We start from the raw sequence: 18,690 nt of genomic DNA on the forward strand, positions 1-18,690 counted from the left end.
TTATTTAGCACTTCACTAATATGGTGCAGTTGTCTTACAGTGAAATTTTAACCTCCTTGATTTTTAAGGAGATATTCTATGGCTCGATTCTTGTAGTAGACTTTTCACTAATAAGCACATTAGCACATGCTTTTCAAAACCTCTGCGTTGCATACCACCTCCTTCAGGTTAGCACCGTTTTGATGCATGTCAGAAAAGGGAAAGGGAATACTATGGAAGACGCACTTGCCGTAATTTTAGCAGGAGGGATGGGGTCTAGACTCAGCCCACTCACCGATGACAGAACCAAGCCAGCCGTACCTTTTGGCGGAAAATATAGAATTATAGATTTCACACTAACCAATTGTTTACATTCGGGTTTACGCAAGATCCTTGTTTTAACCCAATATAAATCTCATTCACTTCAAAAACACTTACGAGACGGCTGGTCGATATTCAATCCAGAGCTAGGCGAGTACATCACTGCTGTTCCACCACAAATGCGCAAAGGTGGTGCATGGTATGAAGGAACCGCCGATGCGATTTATCACAACATGTGGTTGCTATCGCGAAATGATGCAAAGTATGTGGTTGTGTTATCCGGCGATCATATCTATCGAATGGACTACGCCGCAATGCTTGAAGAGCATAAAGAGAAAGGTGCTAAGCTCACCGTTGCCTGTATGGATGTTCCCGTAGAGGATGCTTCAGCATTCGGTGTAATGGGCACCGCAGAAAACGGGCTCGTTACTTCGTTTATAGAGAAACCTGAAACCCCACCTACTCTTCCTGGAAGCGCGACCAGAAGCCTTGTTTCTATGGGAATATATATCTTTGATATGGATGTTTTGAAAGAAGCGCTTGAAGAAGACTCAAAACTCGATTCATCAAGCCATGACTTCGGAAAAGACATCATACCTAAGCTGATTGATACCGAATCCGTTTACGCTTATCAATTCTGTGGCAGTAAAGGGCGCGTCGATAAAGATTGCTATTGGCGCGACGTGGGTACCATTGATTCCTTCTATGAAGCGAATATGGATCTACTAGAACCTGTGCCGCCAATGAACCTTTATCAGTCCAATTGGGCGATTCGTACTTACGAGCCGCAGTTTCCACCAGCTCGTACTGTATCGTCGGCCACGGGTAATGAAGGCATTTTTATTAACTCCATCATTGCTACCGGTGTCATCAATTCCGGAGGCTCAGTACAGCACTCCATAATCTCCTCTAACGTACGCATTCAAGATAGTGCAACGGTAGTCGATTCCATCATTTTTGATGACGTAGAAGTCGGTGAAGGAAGTCAGTTGGTCAACTGCATAGTTGATAAACATGTTCGTATTCCGCCACATACTCAAATTGGCATCAACAAACTTGAAGATGCGAAGCGATTTAAAATCTCAGACAAAGGTATTGTCGTCATACCCGAAAGTTACCAATTCGATTAAACGACAAACTATCACAACAAAAAAGCGCACGATAATCATCGTGCGCTTTTGTTTAAGTGCCTGTAAACATTAGGCTATAACAAATAATCCATAATAATTAGATGTTACATACCGTTGACCAGCTACCATCTGTACCCGGTTCAGCCGCTGTCCACCAGTTCGCTTGGTAAACCACACCGTTGTGGATGATCTTATCACCTTGGTTAGCGTGGCTTGGATTACCTGCCCAATCCGTTTGTGGCAGAGCTGGGTATGTCACTAAACCTGTCGTATCACACGTACCTGGTTCAGTGGTACCACCACCCGTGCCCGCATTGAGATCACCAATTGGTAGATCTGGCTGTTCAAACTTGAACGCAAACTCTTTACCACCAGAAATCACTGAGTAGTTAGCCGGACCAGAGATTGGTAGGTAGTAAACCATATCAAGCTCGTAAGTGCCGCCCGCTGGCAAGTCTTTCCATGCTGGTAGAGAGAACGACACACGGTGCATTACGCCATCTAAGCCACCAATGTTGTTTGCTCGAGTATGTCCAGAAGCAATCACTTTCAAACCACCACCTGATTGGTCTTTCGCGTTGTCCGGCGCAGATGCTGGGATATCGAATTGGAATTCAGTACCGCCAGGGATCGCTTGACCAGTGTTGTTCGTAAACGTGATTTTCGGGTTAATTGGGTAGTTTTGATCGCCAACTTTGAAGCCGCCAACACTAACAGTAATGTCTACTGCTTCAGTTGGTGTTGGACCAGTCGCTACTTTATTACCGTAAGGCGTCGCAGACTTAAACTTGTCGTAGATAGCTTTGGTCATAGTGTTACCCATGTGGTATTCACCATTACCTGCCGCACAAGCTTGTTCAGTGGCATCTACTGCCGTACGATTACCATTTGCATCCAGTACGTAACAGTTGTAGTCACCGGCTAGTTCCCAGAACATGATACCGCCGATCTCTTTATCGATAACGTAATCGGCTTTCACCTCGATAGAAGCTTTATCTTCCGTAGATAGGAATACGCTCTTCTCTGCGTTCCACAACCAAGGTGCCACAGCAACGCTATCGTAATGACGGGTATAAGTACCAACAAACTTATCTGAAGGATCGTTGACAGGGTCGAGACCGTAAGCAGCTGCGTAAGAACCCCAAATACCGTTTTCTAGGTTCTTAGCATGCCACATTGGGTTAGAACCAGCGCCCATTTCGTTTCCTTTAGGGTCGGTATCATGCCACATGTTGTCGATACCAATAGCGCCGTGACCACAGTTGTTCTTCTCACCTTCACCTGTGCCCGGTTGGCACTCTGCTTGGTTTGGTAGTGCCGCTCGGCCCCAAAGGCCATTGTCGCCACCAGTAACACCTTGCCAACCACGGGTGTAGTAAGGAACACCAATGTTGATACGACCTGCTGGCATAGAGCCACGGAAGTAATGGTAAGCCCAGTCTGTGTTCAAGTAACCGATACCACCGTATGCAGCAGTGCCGTATACGTTCCACTGCGCTAGCTCAGAGTCTTTACCTGTATCGAATAAAGCCGCGTTATGACCAACGTGATCATTCCAAGCCCCATGCAAGTCGTAAGACATGATGTTTACGTAGTCTAGGTACTTAGTTACATCGAAGGTTTCCATCCCACGTAGCAAGTAACCTGAAGATGGTGCTGCGATAGTCAGCATATAATGAATACCATCTTGCGCGGATGCCGCATCAAGTTTCTCACGCAATACTTTCATCAGCTCTTGGTAAGACGCCCATAAATACTGACGACGTGGTTCCATGAAGTCTTTGTCGTAAGGGTTACCAGCACCAGCCATTGACGTCGGGTATTCATAGTCGATATCCAGACCATCGAACTTGTACTGACGCATCATTTCAACGGCTGAAGTTGCGAACTTCTCAATACCAGCATGATTAATAGAACCGTCCGCATTCGTCGTCATGGTGTAGAAGCCACCATCAGCTACACGATCGCCGTTCGTATCGAAGTGACCGCCCGTTTCAGCCCAACCACCAATCGAGATTAGCGTTTTAACATCATGTTTTTGCTTGTAAGTTGCTAGTGCACCAAAATGACCTTTAAAACCAAGAGCGGGATCTACCTCAACGCCTGGCCAAGTTTTACCTGTAGCAGGGTTGTTAGGATCATTTACGTCGCCAACGTTTACTTTGCCGTCAGAACCAATGCTCACAAACGCGTAGTTAATGTGAGTAAGTTGTTCCCAAGGAATGTCTTTAACAAGGTAAGTCGATGGTGGGTCGTCACCTGATCGCCAACTGGTGAAGTAGCCGATTACACGACGTGGGTGATCAGCCCCCATTTTCTCACGGCCTTCTTCGTCATAAATAGAACAGTAAGGAACATCTACACCCGTTGTTTGATAAAGACCATCAGGACGACAATTAGATGTCACTGCGCCGCCGTTTACTGTTAACGTCGCAATTGCAGAATCTGCTGTTGCTCCAGCATCATCGGTTGCTCTCGCATAAACACTTAATGAGCCAGCTTGTGAAGGGGTTACATCCAGCGTGTATGGCGCTGTTGTAGCAGTGCCAGCAAGCACACCTGCAACATAAAAATCAACTTTAGCAACGGTACCATCCGCATCCGTAGCATTTGCAGTCAGTGTTACGGAACCACCCAGGTCAATAGAGCTCGCAGAAAGCGCGACATCCACTGTCGGCGCTTCGTTACCAGGTTGCGCTGATGCCACAGTTAACGTCACAACACTTGCCGTACTAACGGCACCTGCATCGTCATAGGCCTTGGTAGAGAACTCGTGCTGTCCTTCAGTTGCTGTCCACGATGCAGCATACGGCGCAGACGTTGCCTGACCAACTAATACACCATCAACAAAGAACTCTACTTTGCTAACAGTCCCATCAGTATCTGCCGCATCTGCAGCTAGGTTAACAACATCACCCGCAGTCACAGAAGCCGACGCAGAAGGCGATGTCAGAGTAACCGTCGGAACTTCATTCTGAGGTGGATCAACCGGTCCAGTGCCATCACAAGCGCCAAGTGTTTCCCACTCGCCCCACTCACCAGATTGCGCTGGATTATTGTTTTGCGTCCAGTAACGCGCTTTATAAGCATTACCTTCATGCTGAACTTGGTCGCCACCGTTATAAACTTTTGACGATTGCCAAGTTTCTAGAGGGGCACAGTCAACTGCTGCGTAGCTATTGAAGGCCATAAGACAAGAAGCGGTGAGTGTGCTTAGTGTGAACACGTTTTTCACTGCGTTGCCGTTTTTAAGGTGCATAATCGCTCTTCCTTAAGTTATTGTTAAAACAATACTAAATGCGCTAAACGAAGCGCATCTATACTTTTATTTCGACGTAAAATAACTTAAGTACAAGTTGGTGATTTCACACTATCTATTTACGAGTTTTCCACACCGCCTCGCAACAATCCACTAAATGATTGCAACAACGTACCTATTATTTGGCACCAGTAACTAATTTTATAACTTAAATAAATATGTCACTCGCAAATTAATAAAAAAGGTAAAAAAAGTCGCCATTTTGAAATAAAGATCACTAAGCCTTTGTTGACCTTGGCGTTTCATTAAAATGCCGCTTGTACTCGCGACTAAACTGTGATGGGCTCGTGTACCCGACCATTCTCGCTGCATCATTAACACGTCGCCCCTCTAACTGGATCAATTCGCGCGCTTTGTTAAGTCGAACTTTCTTAATATATTGCAGCGGAGATTCAAGCGTGACATTGCGAAATGCTTGATGGAAAGCAGACACACTCATGTTGGCTTCTTCAGCCAATGCTTGTACGTTCAACTGTTCATGATACGCTTGATGTACACGATTTAGTGCTTTAGCGACCCTCGCGTAAGAACCTTCTTGATGTGCTAGGTCAAATAAAACATACCCCTCTTTGCTCACCAAAGTACGATACACAATTTCCTCAAGAAGCAGCTCGCCAAGCATGATGACATCAAGCTCGTTACACATTGCTTTCATTAACCGCTTGCACGCATCCAACATACCTTCATTCATACGTACCGACTTAAGGCCGCAACGGGTTGCATCCAGACACTTATTACTGAATTTCTCAGCCTCTAATTTTTTAACGAGTTTATGAAGAAGCGTTGGCGAAATATCTATCGAAATGCCAAGTAAAGGCTCATTGTTTGTCGCAAACGCTTCGCACTCTAGTGGCATGGGAACCCCGACAACAAGGTAATCTTCGGGCCCATATTGCACTGGTGTATCACCAATATGAATGTTCTTATGCCCTTGACCCAATACGATGATGCCGGACTGATAGACAAACGGCTGGCGATGATTCCCTTTGCTACTGCGATAAAACCATACGCCATCTATCGCTGTTTTCTTCATACCTTCTAGGTCATGCAGCCCCTGCTTTTCAACATATTGCTGCATGATATCTGCGAGAGTGTGCATTAGAGCGCTCCATCAATGACCAACGAGTTTGGTCTTTATTATCGTTTCGAGCACTATACTTCCTCTCGACATTAACTTTCTAGCTCAAGAGCATTAATTTTGTAGAAATAGGCAAATTATTTGCAGAAATCGACCTGTTAACGATCGTTAATCAGGACTAATATGCATGTATTCAATCTCCTTCACTGGAAGCAAGAGGGCTAATAATGAACTTTTCTTATGTAAACCCAACCAAGATTTTCTTTGGTCAAAAACAAATCGCTGCAATCAAAGAAGCTATCCCATCCGACCAAAAAGTTTTAGTGGTATACGGTGGTGGCTCCATCAAAAAAAATGGCGTGTACGACCAAGTAGCAGAAGCTCTTGAGGCACATGAATGGCTAGAGTTTTCAGGTGTTGAACCAAACCCAACCAAAGAAACACTCGATAAAGCAGTCGCAATGGTAAAAGAGCATGGCGTTGACTTTATTTTAGCGGTAGGTGGTGGTTCAGTCATCGATGGCTCCAAATACGTAGCAGCGGCATCAAAGTATGATGGTGATGGTTGGGATATCATGATTGGTAAGCACCAAGTCACTGAAGCGACGCCTCTAGCTGCAATTTTGACATTGCCAGCAACAGGCTCAGAGTCAAACATGGGCGCAGTTATCACTAAAAAAGAAACTCAAGACAAACTTCCGTTCATGTCTCCAGCAGTGCAGCCAAAATTTGCCGTGTTAGACCCAGATGTAATGAAAACACTGCCAGAACGCCAGCTTATCAACGGCATTGTTGACGCATGGGTGCACGTATGTGAGCAATACTTGACGCTTCCTACCGGTGCAATGGTTCAAGATGGTTACGCAGAAACACTGCTGAAAACTTTAAAAACACTCGGAGAACAGTTTGCGGAACGAGACGACGATATGTGGCGCGCAAACTTAATGTGGTCTGCTAACCAAGCATTGAATGGGTTAATTGGTAGTGGCGTTCCACAAGACTGGGCGACACATATGATCGGCCATGAATTAACGGCTCTATGGGGCGTTGATCATGCGCGTTCTCTTGCAATTGTCCAACCGTCGTTACTTCGTAACCAAATGCAGTTTAAGCGCCCTAAGTTAGAACAAATGGGTCGCAACGTATTTGGTCTTGAAGCAGGAGAGGATTTAGCAGAGCGCACAATCGAATCTATCGAAGCGTTTTATCATCAACTTGATGTCGCAACTAAGCTCGAAAACTATGGTGAGAGCCGTGAACAAGCTATCGATGCCATCATTGATCAACTAAACAAACACGGCATGACTGTTTTAGGTGAAAACCAGGCGATCACACTTGAACGTAGCCGAGAAATCTTAGAGTTAGCTGTCTCATAACTGCAACAATTCTTCACTGCCCTTCCTAGGGTTTAACGGTATTGTGACTTAACAGTCACAATACCGTTTTTTTATGCTATTTTGTAAGCCACATCACGTTCAAAACGAGGAGGCTTCTAAAAACAACGATTCCCTCCAGACAAAAAATCGGCCGTGTTGGTTAGTAAAGAGACAACTGTCCAGCTTTACACAAATAAAAATAATTGAGATCAAAGAACGAGTTAACTCGTTAATTAAGTTTTGATTTGTTGTAGTGATGTACTACATAATTTTGTCTGTTCGAGAAAACACTTTATGTGGCTAGTTGTTGTCGTATTAGCATTCATACATATCATCAGTATCCGTAAAGGCTCTAAATGGCTCTTTTACGTTTCTAAACCATTACCAGTGCTCTGTATGCTTGGTATTTTAATTCAGTCCCCGGCTTACCCAATGCCATATGCGCATTGGATTTTGATTGGCTTATCGCTCTCGTTGCTTGGTGACGTGTTATTAATGCTCCCTAGAGACAAGTTCATTACAGGATTAGTGCTCTTTTGCTCTGCCCATCTCTCCTATAGTTATGGTTTTGCCATCATGTCAGCGTGGCATTTTACACCTTGGCTCCCAATTGCCTTGTTCGGACTCGGTATATGCGTCTACTGGTTGTTCCGACCGGATCTCGGTAAAGAAAAACGGCCAGTTGCTAGTTATATATTGGTACTGATGACTATGTGCTGGGCTTCGATCGAGTATTATTTGAGTGGGAAAACACAATCCTCCTCTTTTGCAGTGCTCGGAAGCTTTATCTTTATTATCTCTGGCATCGTATTGGCTTTCGAACGCTTTGGAGGACGGTCAATATTTTCACGACAAGTTGTCATGGTGACCTACTATTCTGCACAGACACTAATGGTTATGTCTGTTGTTGCGATTGTTGTTCGTTATCCGTATCTCGTTGAACTGAGTTAGTCATACTCTAGACTCTAGACTGCACCAACATTAAAGAAACATGGATGTATCTTGTAAGCGATCTGAATAGAGTCTTAAAATCATCGCCTAAACATTAGCTTATTCTTAATGAAATTACGCGCACAACTTGCTATTGTAAAAGGATATTTTTCCGTTATAGCGTGCCCCTTTGAAAGAGAATACTCCCGTCGTTGAGTTTAGCGACGTAAATAAGTGGTATGGCGATTACCACGCTCTAAAAGACATCAACTTCTCCGTGCATTCTGGCGAGATCGTCGTGGTGTGTGGCCCTTCAGGTTCCGGAAAATCAACGCTCATTCGTTGCATCAACCATCTTGAATCGATTCAAGAAGGCCAGCTTCATGTGTTCGACCAGCCTTCTCACGCAAAATCTCTCAAGCCCGGTAAAATCGGCATGGTGTTCCAACACTTTCACCTTTTTCCTCACTTGACTGTACTGGAAAACCTCACCTTAGCGCCGATTCGCACACTCAAATTATCAAAACAAGAAGCTGAAAAACGCGCAAAACATTACCTAAAGCGAGTCAATATTGAAGAGCAAGCGAGTAAGTATCCTATCCAGCTTTCTGGCGGTCAGCAGCAACGCGTCGCGATTGCCCGCTCCTTGTGTATGGAACCGGATTTACTCCTGTTTGACGAGCCAACTTCAGCGCTTGATCCGGAAATGATCAACGAAGTGTTGGATGTCATGGTTGAGCTGGCTCAAAGCGGAATGACGATGATTTGCGTCACGCATGAAATGGGATTTGCCAAAAAAGTAGCGAACCGCGTGGTATTTATGGATGAAGGCCAAATCTTGGAAATGAACTCTCCAGTCGCCTTATTTGAGACACCACAGCATCCACGCACCCAAGCATTTTTGAACCAAATTTTAAGTTACTGATGATAGTTCGCGTAATCAAACCTGTCCTTCAAGCTTTACTGCAAATGACGCTCCTCTTCATAGCGATTGTGTGGGTGTTGGACTCTGGTGCCGACGCTATGGGCTATCAATGGCAATGGGAGCGCGTACCTGATTACATCGCTTTTTATGAAGATGGCGAATGGTGGCCGGCAGAACTTATTGATGGGCTATTGGTCACGCTTAACATCTCTGCTATTAGTCTATTTTTTACCTTAGTGTTGGGGTTGGTCACCGCGTTACTAAGGCTTAGCGATTCGAAAGTCGGCAATGTTATTGGTACCACTTATGTCGAAGTAATACGTAACACGCCGTTGTTGGTGCAAATCTATTTACTCTACTTCGTGTTTGGCCCCGTGATTGGTTTGGACCGATTCAGCACCGCCGTTTTGGCATTATCCCTTTTCCAAGGTGCCTACACCGCGGAAATATTCCGTGCAGGTTTAAACAGTATTCCTAAAGGGCAATTCGAAGCAGCACAAACTCTCGGACTATCACCGTTTTACACCTACAAAGACGTGATTTTGCCTCAGGTTTTACAGCGCACATTACCGCCATTAACCAATGAAGTGGTTTCTTTGATCAAAAACTCTTCCATTGTAAGCGTGATGGCGATTTTTGATCTAACGACACAGGCACGCAACATCGTCTCAGAGACGGCGATGCCGTTCGAAATTTGGTTTACCGTGGCAGCAATTTATCTTGCTCTCACTCTGTCACTTTCTGGCTTGTCTGCATGGCTAGAACACAAACTCGGAGCCAGTTGGCGCAAATTATAAGGAGATAACATGAAGTTATTCAAAGCGACCATTACTGCATTATTAGGGCTAGCCATAGCTATGCCTACAATCGCGAAAGAAGATGTCGCCACACCCAATGTAGATCAAATCAAAGAACGAGGTACTTTGCGCGTTGGTATGTCAACATTTGTACCTTGGGCAATGCGTAACAAGCAAGGCGAGTTAATCGGTTTTGAAATCGATGTTGCCAAACGCTTAGCAGAAGATTCAGGTTTGAAAGTGGAATTCGTACCGACTGCGTGGGATGGCATTATTCCCGCACTACTGGCGAAAAAGTTCGACGTGATCATTGGTGGCATGTCTGTTACGCCTGAACGTTCCAAAAGCGTCTTGTTTACTGCGCCCTACTCGCACTCAGGCGTTCAAGTAGCAGCAAACAAAGAACTCGCCTCTGGTTTTAGCGAATTTTCGGATTTTGACTCACGACGCGTAAAAATTGCGGCTCGTCGCGGCGCATTCACCGTTCAAGTAGCCAGAGAAACCTTCCCGAAAGCGAAGATCCTGCAATTTGATGACGACGCGCAAGCGTTCCAAGAGGTACTGAATGGTAACGCCCACGCGGTCATTGCTTCTAGCCCAAAACCAGAACATGAGACAGTGAAACACAGCGACAAACTATTCCTTCCATTCTCTGAGCGACTATCACAAGGTAACGAAGCCTTTGCAGTTCGCTTGGGGGAAGAAGATAAAAAGGCCTTTTTCAATAAATGGATTGAAGCAAGAACCCAAGATGGATGGTTAAAACAACGTTATGAATACTGGTTCTCGACATTAGATTGGCAAGATCAAGTCGCGCAAGGCCAGTAATCTAAATGGCTCGTGGACGCCGCGAGCCTATACTCTCCAATCATCCATTTTACTTTTCCATAACTTATCGGAGTCAAATTTTTGGGCGAACACACTACCACTCGCACAGCACCCGCGAAATCCAGCACAGGCTACCTTTTACCGCAATTAAACACACTAGACTGGGTACTACTTGTTATGTGCGGTATCGGTGGTGTTTGGCTGTACCATCGGTCCGCTGTTGGTGTGCATTATTTGTGGCAGTGGAAAGAGGCGCTTGAATTACTTTTCACGCCTAGAGCAGATGGTGGTTTGCCCTACTTCTTCCAAGGTTTGATTTCGACGTTAAGGCTCAGTATTTGGGGCATCAGCTTCGCATTAGTGTTTGGCACTTTGTTAGGCTTAGCACGCTTCTCTCGTTCCGTTTGGTTGCGCACACCTGCCAATGCGTTTATCCAGTTAGTGAGAAACATCCCTCCGTTGGTGTTTGTTTTTATTTTCTACTTTTTCATTTCTAACCAATTGATCCCGTTGCTCGGTTTGGAAGATCTTCTACGAAACTACAACGGCGAACCAAATGCGCTACAGCGCTCTCTGTTTGGGCCTTCTAACCTTTGGGAAAACCTTGCCTCTGGCGTGTTATGCGTCGGCTTACTCTCTTCTGCCTACATTGCAGAAGTTGTGCGCGGTGGTTTACAAAGTATCGACCAAGGTCAGTGGGAAGCGGCTGACTCATTGGGCTTGTCTCGATGGGTGAAATACCGATTTGTTATCGCGCCACAGGTGCTTAAATCAATAACACCTGCACTTGCCGGTCAAACCATCTCTTTGGTGAAAGACACCTCTATTGTTTCACTGATTTCGATACAAGAAATGACGTTTGTTGGGACAGAGATGGCAAATTCATCAGGGTATATATTTGAAATTTGGTTGATTGTCGGCCTTGCTTACTTCTTAATTTGTTTTGGTCTGTCACTTATTTTTCGCCATATTGAAGCAAAATCGGAAGCCATTTCAAATTAACTCAACCGCATATGTAATTAGGCACATTTGATTCTTCAAATCAGAATTGCACCCTGTTACATTGGCAAGATGCTAAATTTTCGGCGTTTTTCATGGAGTTAAAGAATCAATCCGACTACGAGCGATACATAAAACAAGATAATCTTGGTGAATATTACGTAGTTCTCAATCAATTCACTTTTCACAGTGTTTATCAGCCAATTTTTGATAGACGCCAACGTATTATTGGTATGGAAGCCTTACTGCGTATTCGTGGCATTGATGGTTCCCTAATTCGTCCTGACGTGTTTCTGGCCAATAATGGTCTTGATCCCTACTTTCGCTTATGTGTAGAGTTTTTATCCAGAGCAATGCACATTCGAAATTTTGCACGCTATTTCGCGGGGACGCCGATCAAACTGTTTCTTAACGTCATGCCTCAAACGCTACTCACACTAACCAAAGACATGGGCTTTAAAGATAGCGGCCTGCTTTACAAACGCCTTTCCGAACTTGGTATGAGCCCATCAGACGTCGTTTTTGAAGTAGTCGAAGAGTCATGCGGAAATACGGATTTATTAATCAAAGCCGTACAGTTAATGAAAGCAAATGGTTTTATCTTTGCTATCGATGATTTTGGCGCCCAACATTCTGATATCGCACGTGTTCAGCAGCTCTGCCCTGACATCATCAAAATCGATCGTTCCTATTTGCTAGACTACTGCGCCGGAGAAACCTTTTCCATACATAGCGCCGTTGATCTAGCGGATCATATGGGAGCAAAAGTCATTATAGAAGGGGTTGAAGAAGACGTGCAGCTACAAGCTATGTATCAACTTAATTTGGATTATTACCAAGGCTTTTACTTAGGAAAGCCTTGCGCCATTCATCACTGGACAGATAGCCTAAACATCGAGACGACAGTGCATTAACACTGCCCACTTACAGCACAGTGAAACCAAAAAAGCGCCGATATAATATGCTCGGCGCTTTTTAGTTTTACTCAGATGTCACTTATTTAGTTAAGCGTTCATTTCCCTAGAAAAAATCAATAGAATTACGACCGCTCTTCGGATCACGAGTGGCTTGCGGTTTGTCTTCTTTTTTGCCTTTCTTAGCAGACTGAGACAACGCTTCTTTCTGCGCTTTACGTTCTTTATGCGCTGCTTTTCGGCCTGTTGACTTAGGTCCAGAGCCTTTAGCTGGCTTGCTTTGGCGAGATTTCTCTTTACGTGCAGATTGCGCTTCTTTCTTCGCTTTCTTTTCTGCTTTTTGCTCTGCCGTTTCAGGTTCGGTTACTGGCGCATCGCAAACCACAACATAATATTCCTGGTTAAACTCAAAAAAGTCACCATCATACATCTTGCGGCGCTTACGTGTTTCTAGTTCACCATTCACCGCGACGTAGCCTTCCTCGATGATATGTTTTGCTTCGCCGCCACCGCTGACCAAGTTTGCGATTTTAAAAAGCTTGTACAGTTCGATTGGATGCGCATCAACATCGATGCCAATCGCTTCGATCTCAATCTCTTCGCCTTCTAAATACTCTTCGTGGTCGTAATCTTGGGTCATGTTACTTACTCTTACTATTTGATGCCCTGAAGTTTAAACGCAATGCTTAAAAATAGAAACCTCTGGCGATGTTCAATCACCGATTCACCTTGGCATTTGAGCACCTCTTAACCCATTTAGCTTGTCGCTCGTTAGCTTGTATCTCGATGCGTAGCTCAAACGAAGCTGCAATTACGCAACCTGAAGGTATATACTCTCTAAGTTATTGTTGAAAAGAGCGAATACTTTGTCTCAACCAAGTAGAATTACCTTTGTCACTGCGAACTTGTTTAATTTTGTCGCACCGCCTAACGCTTACTATGATTTCGAGAACATATACTCGTTAGAGCAATGGCGAGACAAACTTTCGTGGACGCAACGTCAAGTTGAAAAACTGGAAGGCGACGTGATTGGCTTACAAGAAGTATTCAGTATCGAGAAGACCCAGGCATTCTTTTCAACCATCGGCTACCCCTACTTTGCGACCGTTGACACCCCACATGTTGAGGATGAGTACATTTACTCAAGCCCTGTTGTGGCAATCGCATCTCGGTTTCCAATAGAAAAAGTACAAGCGGTAGAGTTTGACTTAGCAACGCTTGAGCCTTTTGGAGTAAGTGTTGTTCCAGAGTTCAGTCGCAAACCTATCTATGCCCAAGTAATACATCCTGTACTTGGTCATATCGCCGTTTACGTAACGCACCTGAAATCTCAACGCCCAGCCGACTCAGAACAACCAGAAACGTCTAGCACGATTATTGGGCACTGGTTATCCACCCAGCAAAGAGGCTGGGAAGCAGCGATGTTAAGAGACGCGATGCAAAAGAGGTATCGAAAAGAACCAATGCCGACAGTGTTAATGGGCGATATGAATCAACCTATTACTCCTATCAGCGTTAACAGCGCATTGGTATCCAATACTGGTGACAGCGTCACTGAATTACAACTCAAAGATGGTTGGTTATTGCAAAGTGACACCCTGAAGGATGAACGCCCAGCCACGCACTATCATTTTTCCACTGGGAATGTACTCGACTATATCTTGCTCTCACAAGAGTTTGATACCTTATCAGATATATCGGTTGCCGAGGTTGTTGACTATCAGGTGTCTAACCAACATCTGATCAACCCGATTTATGACAGAGATAAAAACGCCAGCGACCACGCATTTGTGGCGCTGACTGCTGAAGTAAAGCTTTGAGCAACCTATTTAGTTACTTAGTGACGTTTCACAATTTTACGCGGGATAAGTTCTACACCAGGCTTGTAACGCTTGGCGGAAGCGTTGAGTGCTAACTCCATTGCGCTGTCCGCGATCAACTCAAACTGTTGAGGCAAAGAGTTGATTTTCACAGGCAAGAAGTCCAGCAGTCGATTATCACCAAATGTTGCTAAACGCACCTTTCCCATCAGTTCTGGTTTTTCTAGCATTACATCCAACACACCTTCTAACAGTGTATATGACGTTGTAACAATGGCATCTGGCAATGCGTTCTCTGTTAACCACCTCTCTAAGACTTTCTTGCCTTCTTCCCGGGAGAAGTGTTGTCCATAACCCACTGTTGCCGTTTTACAACCTTGTTGAGAAGCAGATAGAAAACCGAGCTCACGCTCTTTTGAGACTTGAAGATCTTGCAATGCACCGATTAAGCCAATGGACTTTATATCCTCGGACAGTACTGACTGAGTGAGTTCAAGTGCGGCATCAAAATCTTCGCTGATGACACAACAAAAGTGCTCATCATCCATTGGACGGTCTAGCGCGATAACTGGCGTACCAGAATTTTGCAACTTAAGATAATACTCGTTTGCAGTGGGCATACCACTTGCCACAAACAACGCATCAATACGACGACTGACTAATGCTTCCGCCACCTTTTGCTCTGTATCAGGATCATCATCAGAGCAGCCAATCAAAATTTGGTACCCCGCTTTCCGAGAGTTTTGCTCTATCAGCTTTGCAAGACGCGCATAACTGGTGTTCTCTAAGTCTGGGATGATAAGCCCAAATGAGCGTGAATTACCTGCCCGCAAGGAAGACGCCGCATGATCTGGCTTATAATTGTACTCTTCTACAACGGCCATCACCTTTTTCTGAGTCTTCTCGCTGATGCGGTATTTCTGCGCTTTTCCGTTAATCACATAGCTTGCAGTTGTCTTAGAAACACCCGCTAATTTGGCTATTTCATCCAGTGTCATATTCTAAACCTTATTCTGTGCGCGCGATCATATTAATACATCAACGATCTTTCGATAAGTTGAATTATAAGCTGAACCGATTCAGTATAAAAGCTGAAAGGATTCAGCAAAACTTAAAAATTGACGTAAATCACCCGAACACGCAACAAACCAATTTGTGAGCTAGGCTATAGGACAGCGGCAAAGGCTCGTTTGTTAACGTCAGTTTTTAAAACAGTTTTTCTGAGTCTTTTAAAAAATTTACCAACAAGCTGAATCGATTTAGCTTGAAAGATAAAAGGTTTGAGGAGTGATAAGCGCTCAGAAGAAGCGGCGTTCAACTTCTCACACAGAATACATTTTTAAATTGATACCTTAAGGCTGGAGAAGCACCATGCTTAAGCTAAATAAGAACGACATTACCCTCTCGCAATCAGCGACAGATAAGTTTGAAGCAATAAAGAGTATTGCTCATAGCCTGACTGATAAAGGCCTAGTTGAACGCGGTTACGTTGAAGGCATGCTAAACCGTGAAAACCAAAACTCTACGTTTTTGGGGAACGGTATCGCCATCCCGCACGGTACAACCGACACTCGTGCAATGGTGAAAACAACGGGTGTTGCTGTGCATCACTTCCCACAAGGTGTCGACTGGGGTGATGGCAATACTGTGTTCGTCGCTATCGGTATCGCAGCTAAATCTGATGAACACCTTGGCATTCTTAAACAGCTCACCAAAGTGCTAGGCGCAGATGGCGTAGAAGAGCGTCTGCGTAATGCAAAAAATGAAGACGAAATCATCGCCCTACTGCACGGTGATGTTCAGCTTGAAGCAGACTTTGACGCTTCTTTAATTCAACTGATGTTCCCTGCGAGCGACATGCTACAGATGAGTGCTGTTGCAGGTGGTCTGTTGAAAAATACGGGATGTGCTGATAACGAGTTCGTTGCCGATCTCGTTACCAAACAACCAACTCACTTAGGTAATGGCCTGTGGTTAATTGGCAGTGACAAACATGTCACTCGCACAGGTGTGTCATTTGTCTCGACGGCAAACGACTGCGAATATGAAGGTCAAAAAGTGCGTGCACTTTTCGCGTTCGCAGCATGTAACAATGCTCACCAACCTATCCTAAAAACGCTTTCTAATATTGTGTTTAACAATGAACACGGCAAGCTTTTAGATGCATCAGTAGAACAGATTCTTGCTTTGTTCAAAGGTGAAGAAGTCACAGCTGCATCTTCAGAAGAAGGCAATACCGCTGTATTTAAAATCAAAAACTCTCACGGCCTACATGCTCGTCCGGGGGCAATGTTAGTCGCAGAAGCGAAAAAGTTTGAATCCACTATACGTGTTTCCAACCTAGACGGAGATGGAAAAGCAGTAAACGCGAAGAGCCTAATGAAAGTTATCGCGCTGGGCGTTAAGCACGGTCACCAACTTCAATTTACAGCAGAAGGCCCTGATGCGCCGCAAGCCTTGGAGTCTATCGGAAATGCAATCGCTTCTGGCCTTGGTGAAGGTTAAGGATCCGATATGACAAACAAAACAAATAAGGTTGTCACTATTACGCTCAACCCAGCATTGGATTTAACAGGTTCAGTAAATGAACTAAACGTTGGTTCCGTGAGCTTAGTACAGCAAAGCAATCTCCACGCTGCTGGTAAAGGTGTCAACGTAGCAAAAGTATTGAGCGATTTAGGCGCAGACGTCACGGTTACCGGCTTTCTCGGTAAAGATAACCCTGAGCTATTTCATCAGCTTTTCAATGACATCAACGTTAAGAATGAATTTGTGGAAGTAAAGGGTGCCACTCGTATCAACGTTAAGCTGGTTGAGGCCAATGGCAACGTCAGTGATATCAACTTCCCTGGCGTTCAAGTAGCGGCCGACGAAATTACTCGCTTTGAGGAGACACTATTTCGTCTAGCGGAGACGCATGATTACTTTGTACTTGCAGGTAGCTTACCTGGAGGCGTAACCGCCGAACAATGCGCTGCATGGATAGAAGCACTGCATCAACAAGGCAAAAAGGTGTTGTTCGACAGTAGCAAAGCCGCATTGAAGTCAGGTATTGAGGCTCACCCATGGTTGATTAAGCCCAACGATGAAGAACTTGGTGATTTTGTTGGCGAACATCTAGCAACACCTGAACAATGCCAAGCTGCAGCGCAAACACTGAGCGACAAAGGCATAGAAAACATCGTGGTTTCTATGGGACCTGACGGTGTTATGTGGCTCAACCAAGGCGAATGGCTTAGTGCAAAACCGCCTCGAATGCATGTCGTGAGCACCGTTGGCGCAGGCGATACGCTGGTCGCTGGCTTGTGTTGGGGCCACATGCAACTGATGCCTAAAAACGATTTATTGCGCTTCGCTACGGCACTTTCTGCTTTGGCAGTTAGTCAAGTTGGCGTAGGGCTAACCAGTCAGGAAGAACTGGAAAATATCAAGCGACAAACTGAAGTTAGCGCGCTTTACCCTATTACAAACTTAGAACAAAACTAAGGAACAGAAGGTTATTGTATGAATATTGCCATTATTACTGCCTGTCCAAGCGGTGTAGCAAATAGCATCCTTGCGGCAGGATTACTAGAACAAGCCGCCGCAAAATTAAACTGGAATGCCAAAATAGAATGTCAATCAAGTGTGGTTGAACCAACACTATTGACGGAAGCTGACGTTGAACAAGCAGAAGTCATTGTCATTGCGGCAAATACTAGCGTCGACACTTCTCGTTTTGTAGGAAAAAAGGTTTACCAAGCGGAAATTAACGAAATAGCAAAAGACGCAACTGCGTTTCTCCAGCAAGCGGTTGAAAACGCCACTTTACTTGAAAAAGCAACCACACTTGCAGCCCCTATCACTGCAGATACAACATCAGCAGCGAAGAAAATTGTTGCAATCACCGCTTGCCCTACTGGCGTTGCGCATACCTTTATGGCGGCAGAAGCTTTAGAAGAAGAAGGCAAGCGTCGTGGCCATCAAATCAAGGTGGAAACTCGTGGTTCAGTTGGCGCTAAAAACCAACTGACTGAGCAAGAAATTGCAGACGCCGATCTGGTGATCATTGCTGCCGATATTGAAGTGCCACTTGATCGCTTTAACGGCAAAAAGATGTACCGCACGAAAACAGGCCCAGCTCTGAAAAAAACAGCCGAAGAGATGGACAAAGCATTCGAGCAAGCCACTGTGTATCAGCATTCTGGTTCAGCTAACTCTTCATCTACCACCGAAGAGAAAAAAGGCGCTTACAAACACCTAATGACGGGTGTTTCGCACATGCTTCCTGTTGT

16 protein-coding genes are annotated in these 18,690 nt (G+C 44.8%); 12 read left to right on the forward strand and 4 right to left on the reverse strand.

From position 1 onward, the window contains the following. The first annotated feature begins 212 nt into the window (after nt 1–212). Nucleotides 213–1,430, forward strand: a complete 1,218-nt coding sequence (gene glgC / locus IQR33_RS23645; RefSeq protein ID WP_033906540.1) for a glucose-1-phosphate adenylyltransferase — start codon at nt 213–215, stop codon at nt 1,428–1,430. A gap of 97 nt (nt 1,431–1,527) precedes the next feature. Here the strand turns inward: glgC and IQR33_RS23650 are convergent, their stop codons facing one another. Both IQR33_RS23650 and IQR33_RS23655 read right to left on the reverse strand, forming a co-directional pair. Next, entirely contained in the window at nt 1,528–4,689 is a 3,162-nt protein-coding gene (locus IQR33_RS23650) for a chitinase C-terminal domain-containing protein (RefSeq protein WP_193837692.1), read from the reverse strand. Between the two features lie 277 nt (nt 4,690–4,966). Next, nucleotides 4,967–5,848 carry an AraC family transcriptional regulator gene (locus IQR33_RS23655; protein WP_005386077.1) on the reverse strand — a complete coding sequence of 294 codons (882 nt, stop codon included), beginning with the start codon at nt 5,846–5,848 and terminating at the stop codon, nt 4,967–4,969. Between the two features lie 206 nt (nt 5,849–6,054). On the opposite strand from IQR33_RS23655, the gene IQR33_RS23660 reads away from it, so the two are divergent. The 7 genes from IQR33_RS23660 (at nt 6,055) to IQR33_RS23690 (ending at nt 12,596) form a co-directional block, all read left to right on the forward strand. After that, a complete protein-coding gene (locus tag IQR33_RS23660) occupies nt 6,055–7,203 on the forward strand; it encodes an iron-containing alcohol dehydrogenase (protein ID WP_047103556.1) in 1,149 nt (382 codons plus the stop codon). Between the two features lie 294 nt (nt 7,204–7,497). Beyond that, nucleotides 7,498–8,154, forward strand: coding sequence for a lysoplasmalogenase (locus tag IQR33_RS23665; RefSeq protein ID WP_005376394.1), 657 nt, complete (start codon nt 7,498–7,500; stop codon nt 8,152–8,154). A 169-nt stretch (nt 8,155–8,323) separates the two neighbouring features. Beyond that, nucleotides 8,324–9,058: an amino acid ABC transporter ATP-binding protein gene (locus tag IQR33_RS23670; protein ID WP_005376395.1), complete on the forward strand. Its 735-nt coding sequence runs from the start codon at nt 8,324–8,326 to the stop codon at nt 9,056–9,058. After that, nucleotides 9,058–9,855 (forward strand): amino acid ABC transporter permease, encoded by a 798-nt coding sequence (locus IQR33_RS23675; protein ID WP_005376396.1) that lies wholly within the window; start codon nt 9,058–9,060, stop codon nt 9,853–9,855. Before IQR33_RS23670 ends, IQR33_RS23675 begins: the two co-directional genes overlap by 1 nt. 9 nt (nt 9,856–9,864) lie before the next feature. After that, nucleotides 9,865–10,683, forward strand: coding sequence for a transporter substrate-binding domain-containing protein (locus IQR33_RS23680; protein WP_170893211.1), 819 nt, complete (start codon nt 9,865–9,867; stop codon nt 10,681–10,683). Between the two features lie 81 nt (nt 10,684–10,764). Further along, nucleotides 10,765–11,685, forward strand: a complete 921-nt coding sequence (locus IQR33_RS23685; protein WP_193837691.1) for an amino acid ABC transporter permease — start codon at nt 10,765–10,767, stop codon at nt 11,683–11,685. A gap of 92 nt (nt 11,686–11,777) precedes the next feature. Continuing rightward, on the forward strand, nt 11,778–12,596 hold the full coding sequence (locus IQR33_RS23690) for an EAL domain-containing protein (protein WP_193837690.1): 819 nt from the start codon (nt 11,778–11,780) through the stop codon (nt 12,594–12,596). Between the two features lie 106 nt (nt 12,597–12,702). Here IQR33_RS23690 and IQR33_RS23695 read toward each other — a convergent pair whose 3' ends face one another. Further along, nucleotides 12,703–13,236, reverse strand: a complete 534-nt coding sequence (locus IQR33_RS23695) for an RNA-binding S4 domain-containing protein (RefSeq protein ID WP_053303581.1) — start codon at nt 13,234–13,236, stop codon at nt 12,703–12,705. A gap of 226 nt (nt 13,237–13,462) precedes the next feature. On the opposite strand from IQR33_RS23695, the gene IQR33_RS23700 reads away from it, so the two are divergent. Next, a complete protein-coding gene (locus IQR33_RS23700; RefSeq protein ID WP_193837689.1) occupies nt 13,463–14,416 on the forward strand; it encodes an endonuclease/exonuclease/phosphatase family protein in 954 nt (317 codons plus the stop codon). 17 nt (nt 14,417–14,433) lie between these two features. Here IQR33_RS23700 and cra read toward each other — a convergent pair whose 3' ends face one another. Beyond that, nucleotides 14,434–15,414, reverse strand: coding sequence for a catabolite repressor/activator (gene cra, locus IQR33_RS23705; protein WP_065275272.1), 981 nt, complete (start codon nt 15,412–15,414; stop codon nt 14,434–14,436). A gap of 373 nt (nt 15,415–15,787) precedes the next feature. Between cra and fruB the strand changes: the two genes are divergently transcribed. The 3 genes from fruB to IQR33_RS23720 all read left to right on the forward strand — a co-directional run. After that, complete coding sequence (gene fruB, locus IQR33_RS23710) at nt 15,788–16,921, forward strand: fused PTS fructose transporter subunit IIA/HPr protein (protein WP_017820961.1); 1,134 nt, start codon at nt 15,788–15,790, stop codon at nt 16,919–16,921. A 9-nt stretch (nt 16,922–16,930) separates the two neighbouring features. Continuing rightward, complete coding sequence (pfkB, locus tag IQR33_RS23715) at nt 16,931–17,902, forward strand: 1-phosphofructokinase (protein ID WP_017634191.1); 972 nt, start codon at nt 16,931–16,933, stop codon at nt 17,900–17,902. Between the two features lie 18 nt (nt 17,903–17,920). Continuing rightward, a partial coding sequence (locus IQR33_RS23720; protein WP_193844108.1) for a PTS fructose-like transporter subunit IIB occupies nt 17,921–18,690 on the forward strand: 770 nt, incomplete at its 3' end.

Origin of the sequence: Vibrio sp. OPT46 (assembly GCF_015163535.1) — a bacterium.
Classification (GTDB): Bacteria; Pseudomonadota; Gammaproteobacteria; order Enterobacterales; family Vibrionaceae; genus Vibrio; species Vibrio alginolyticus.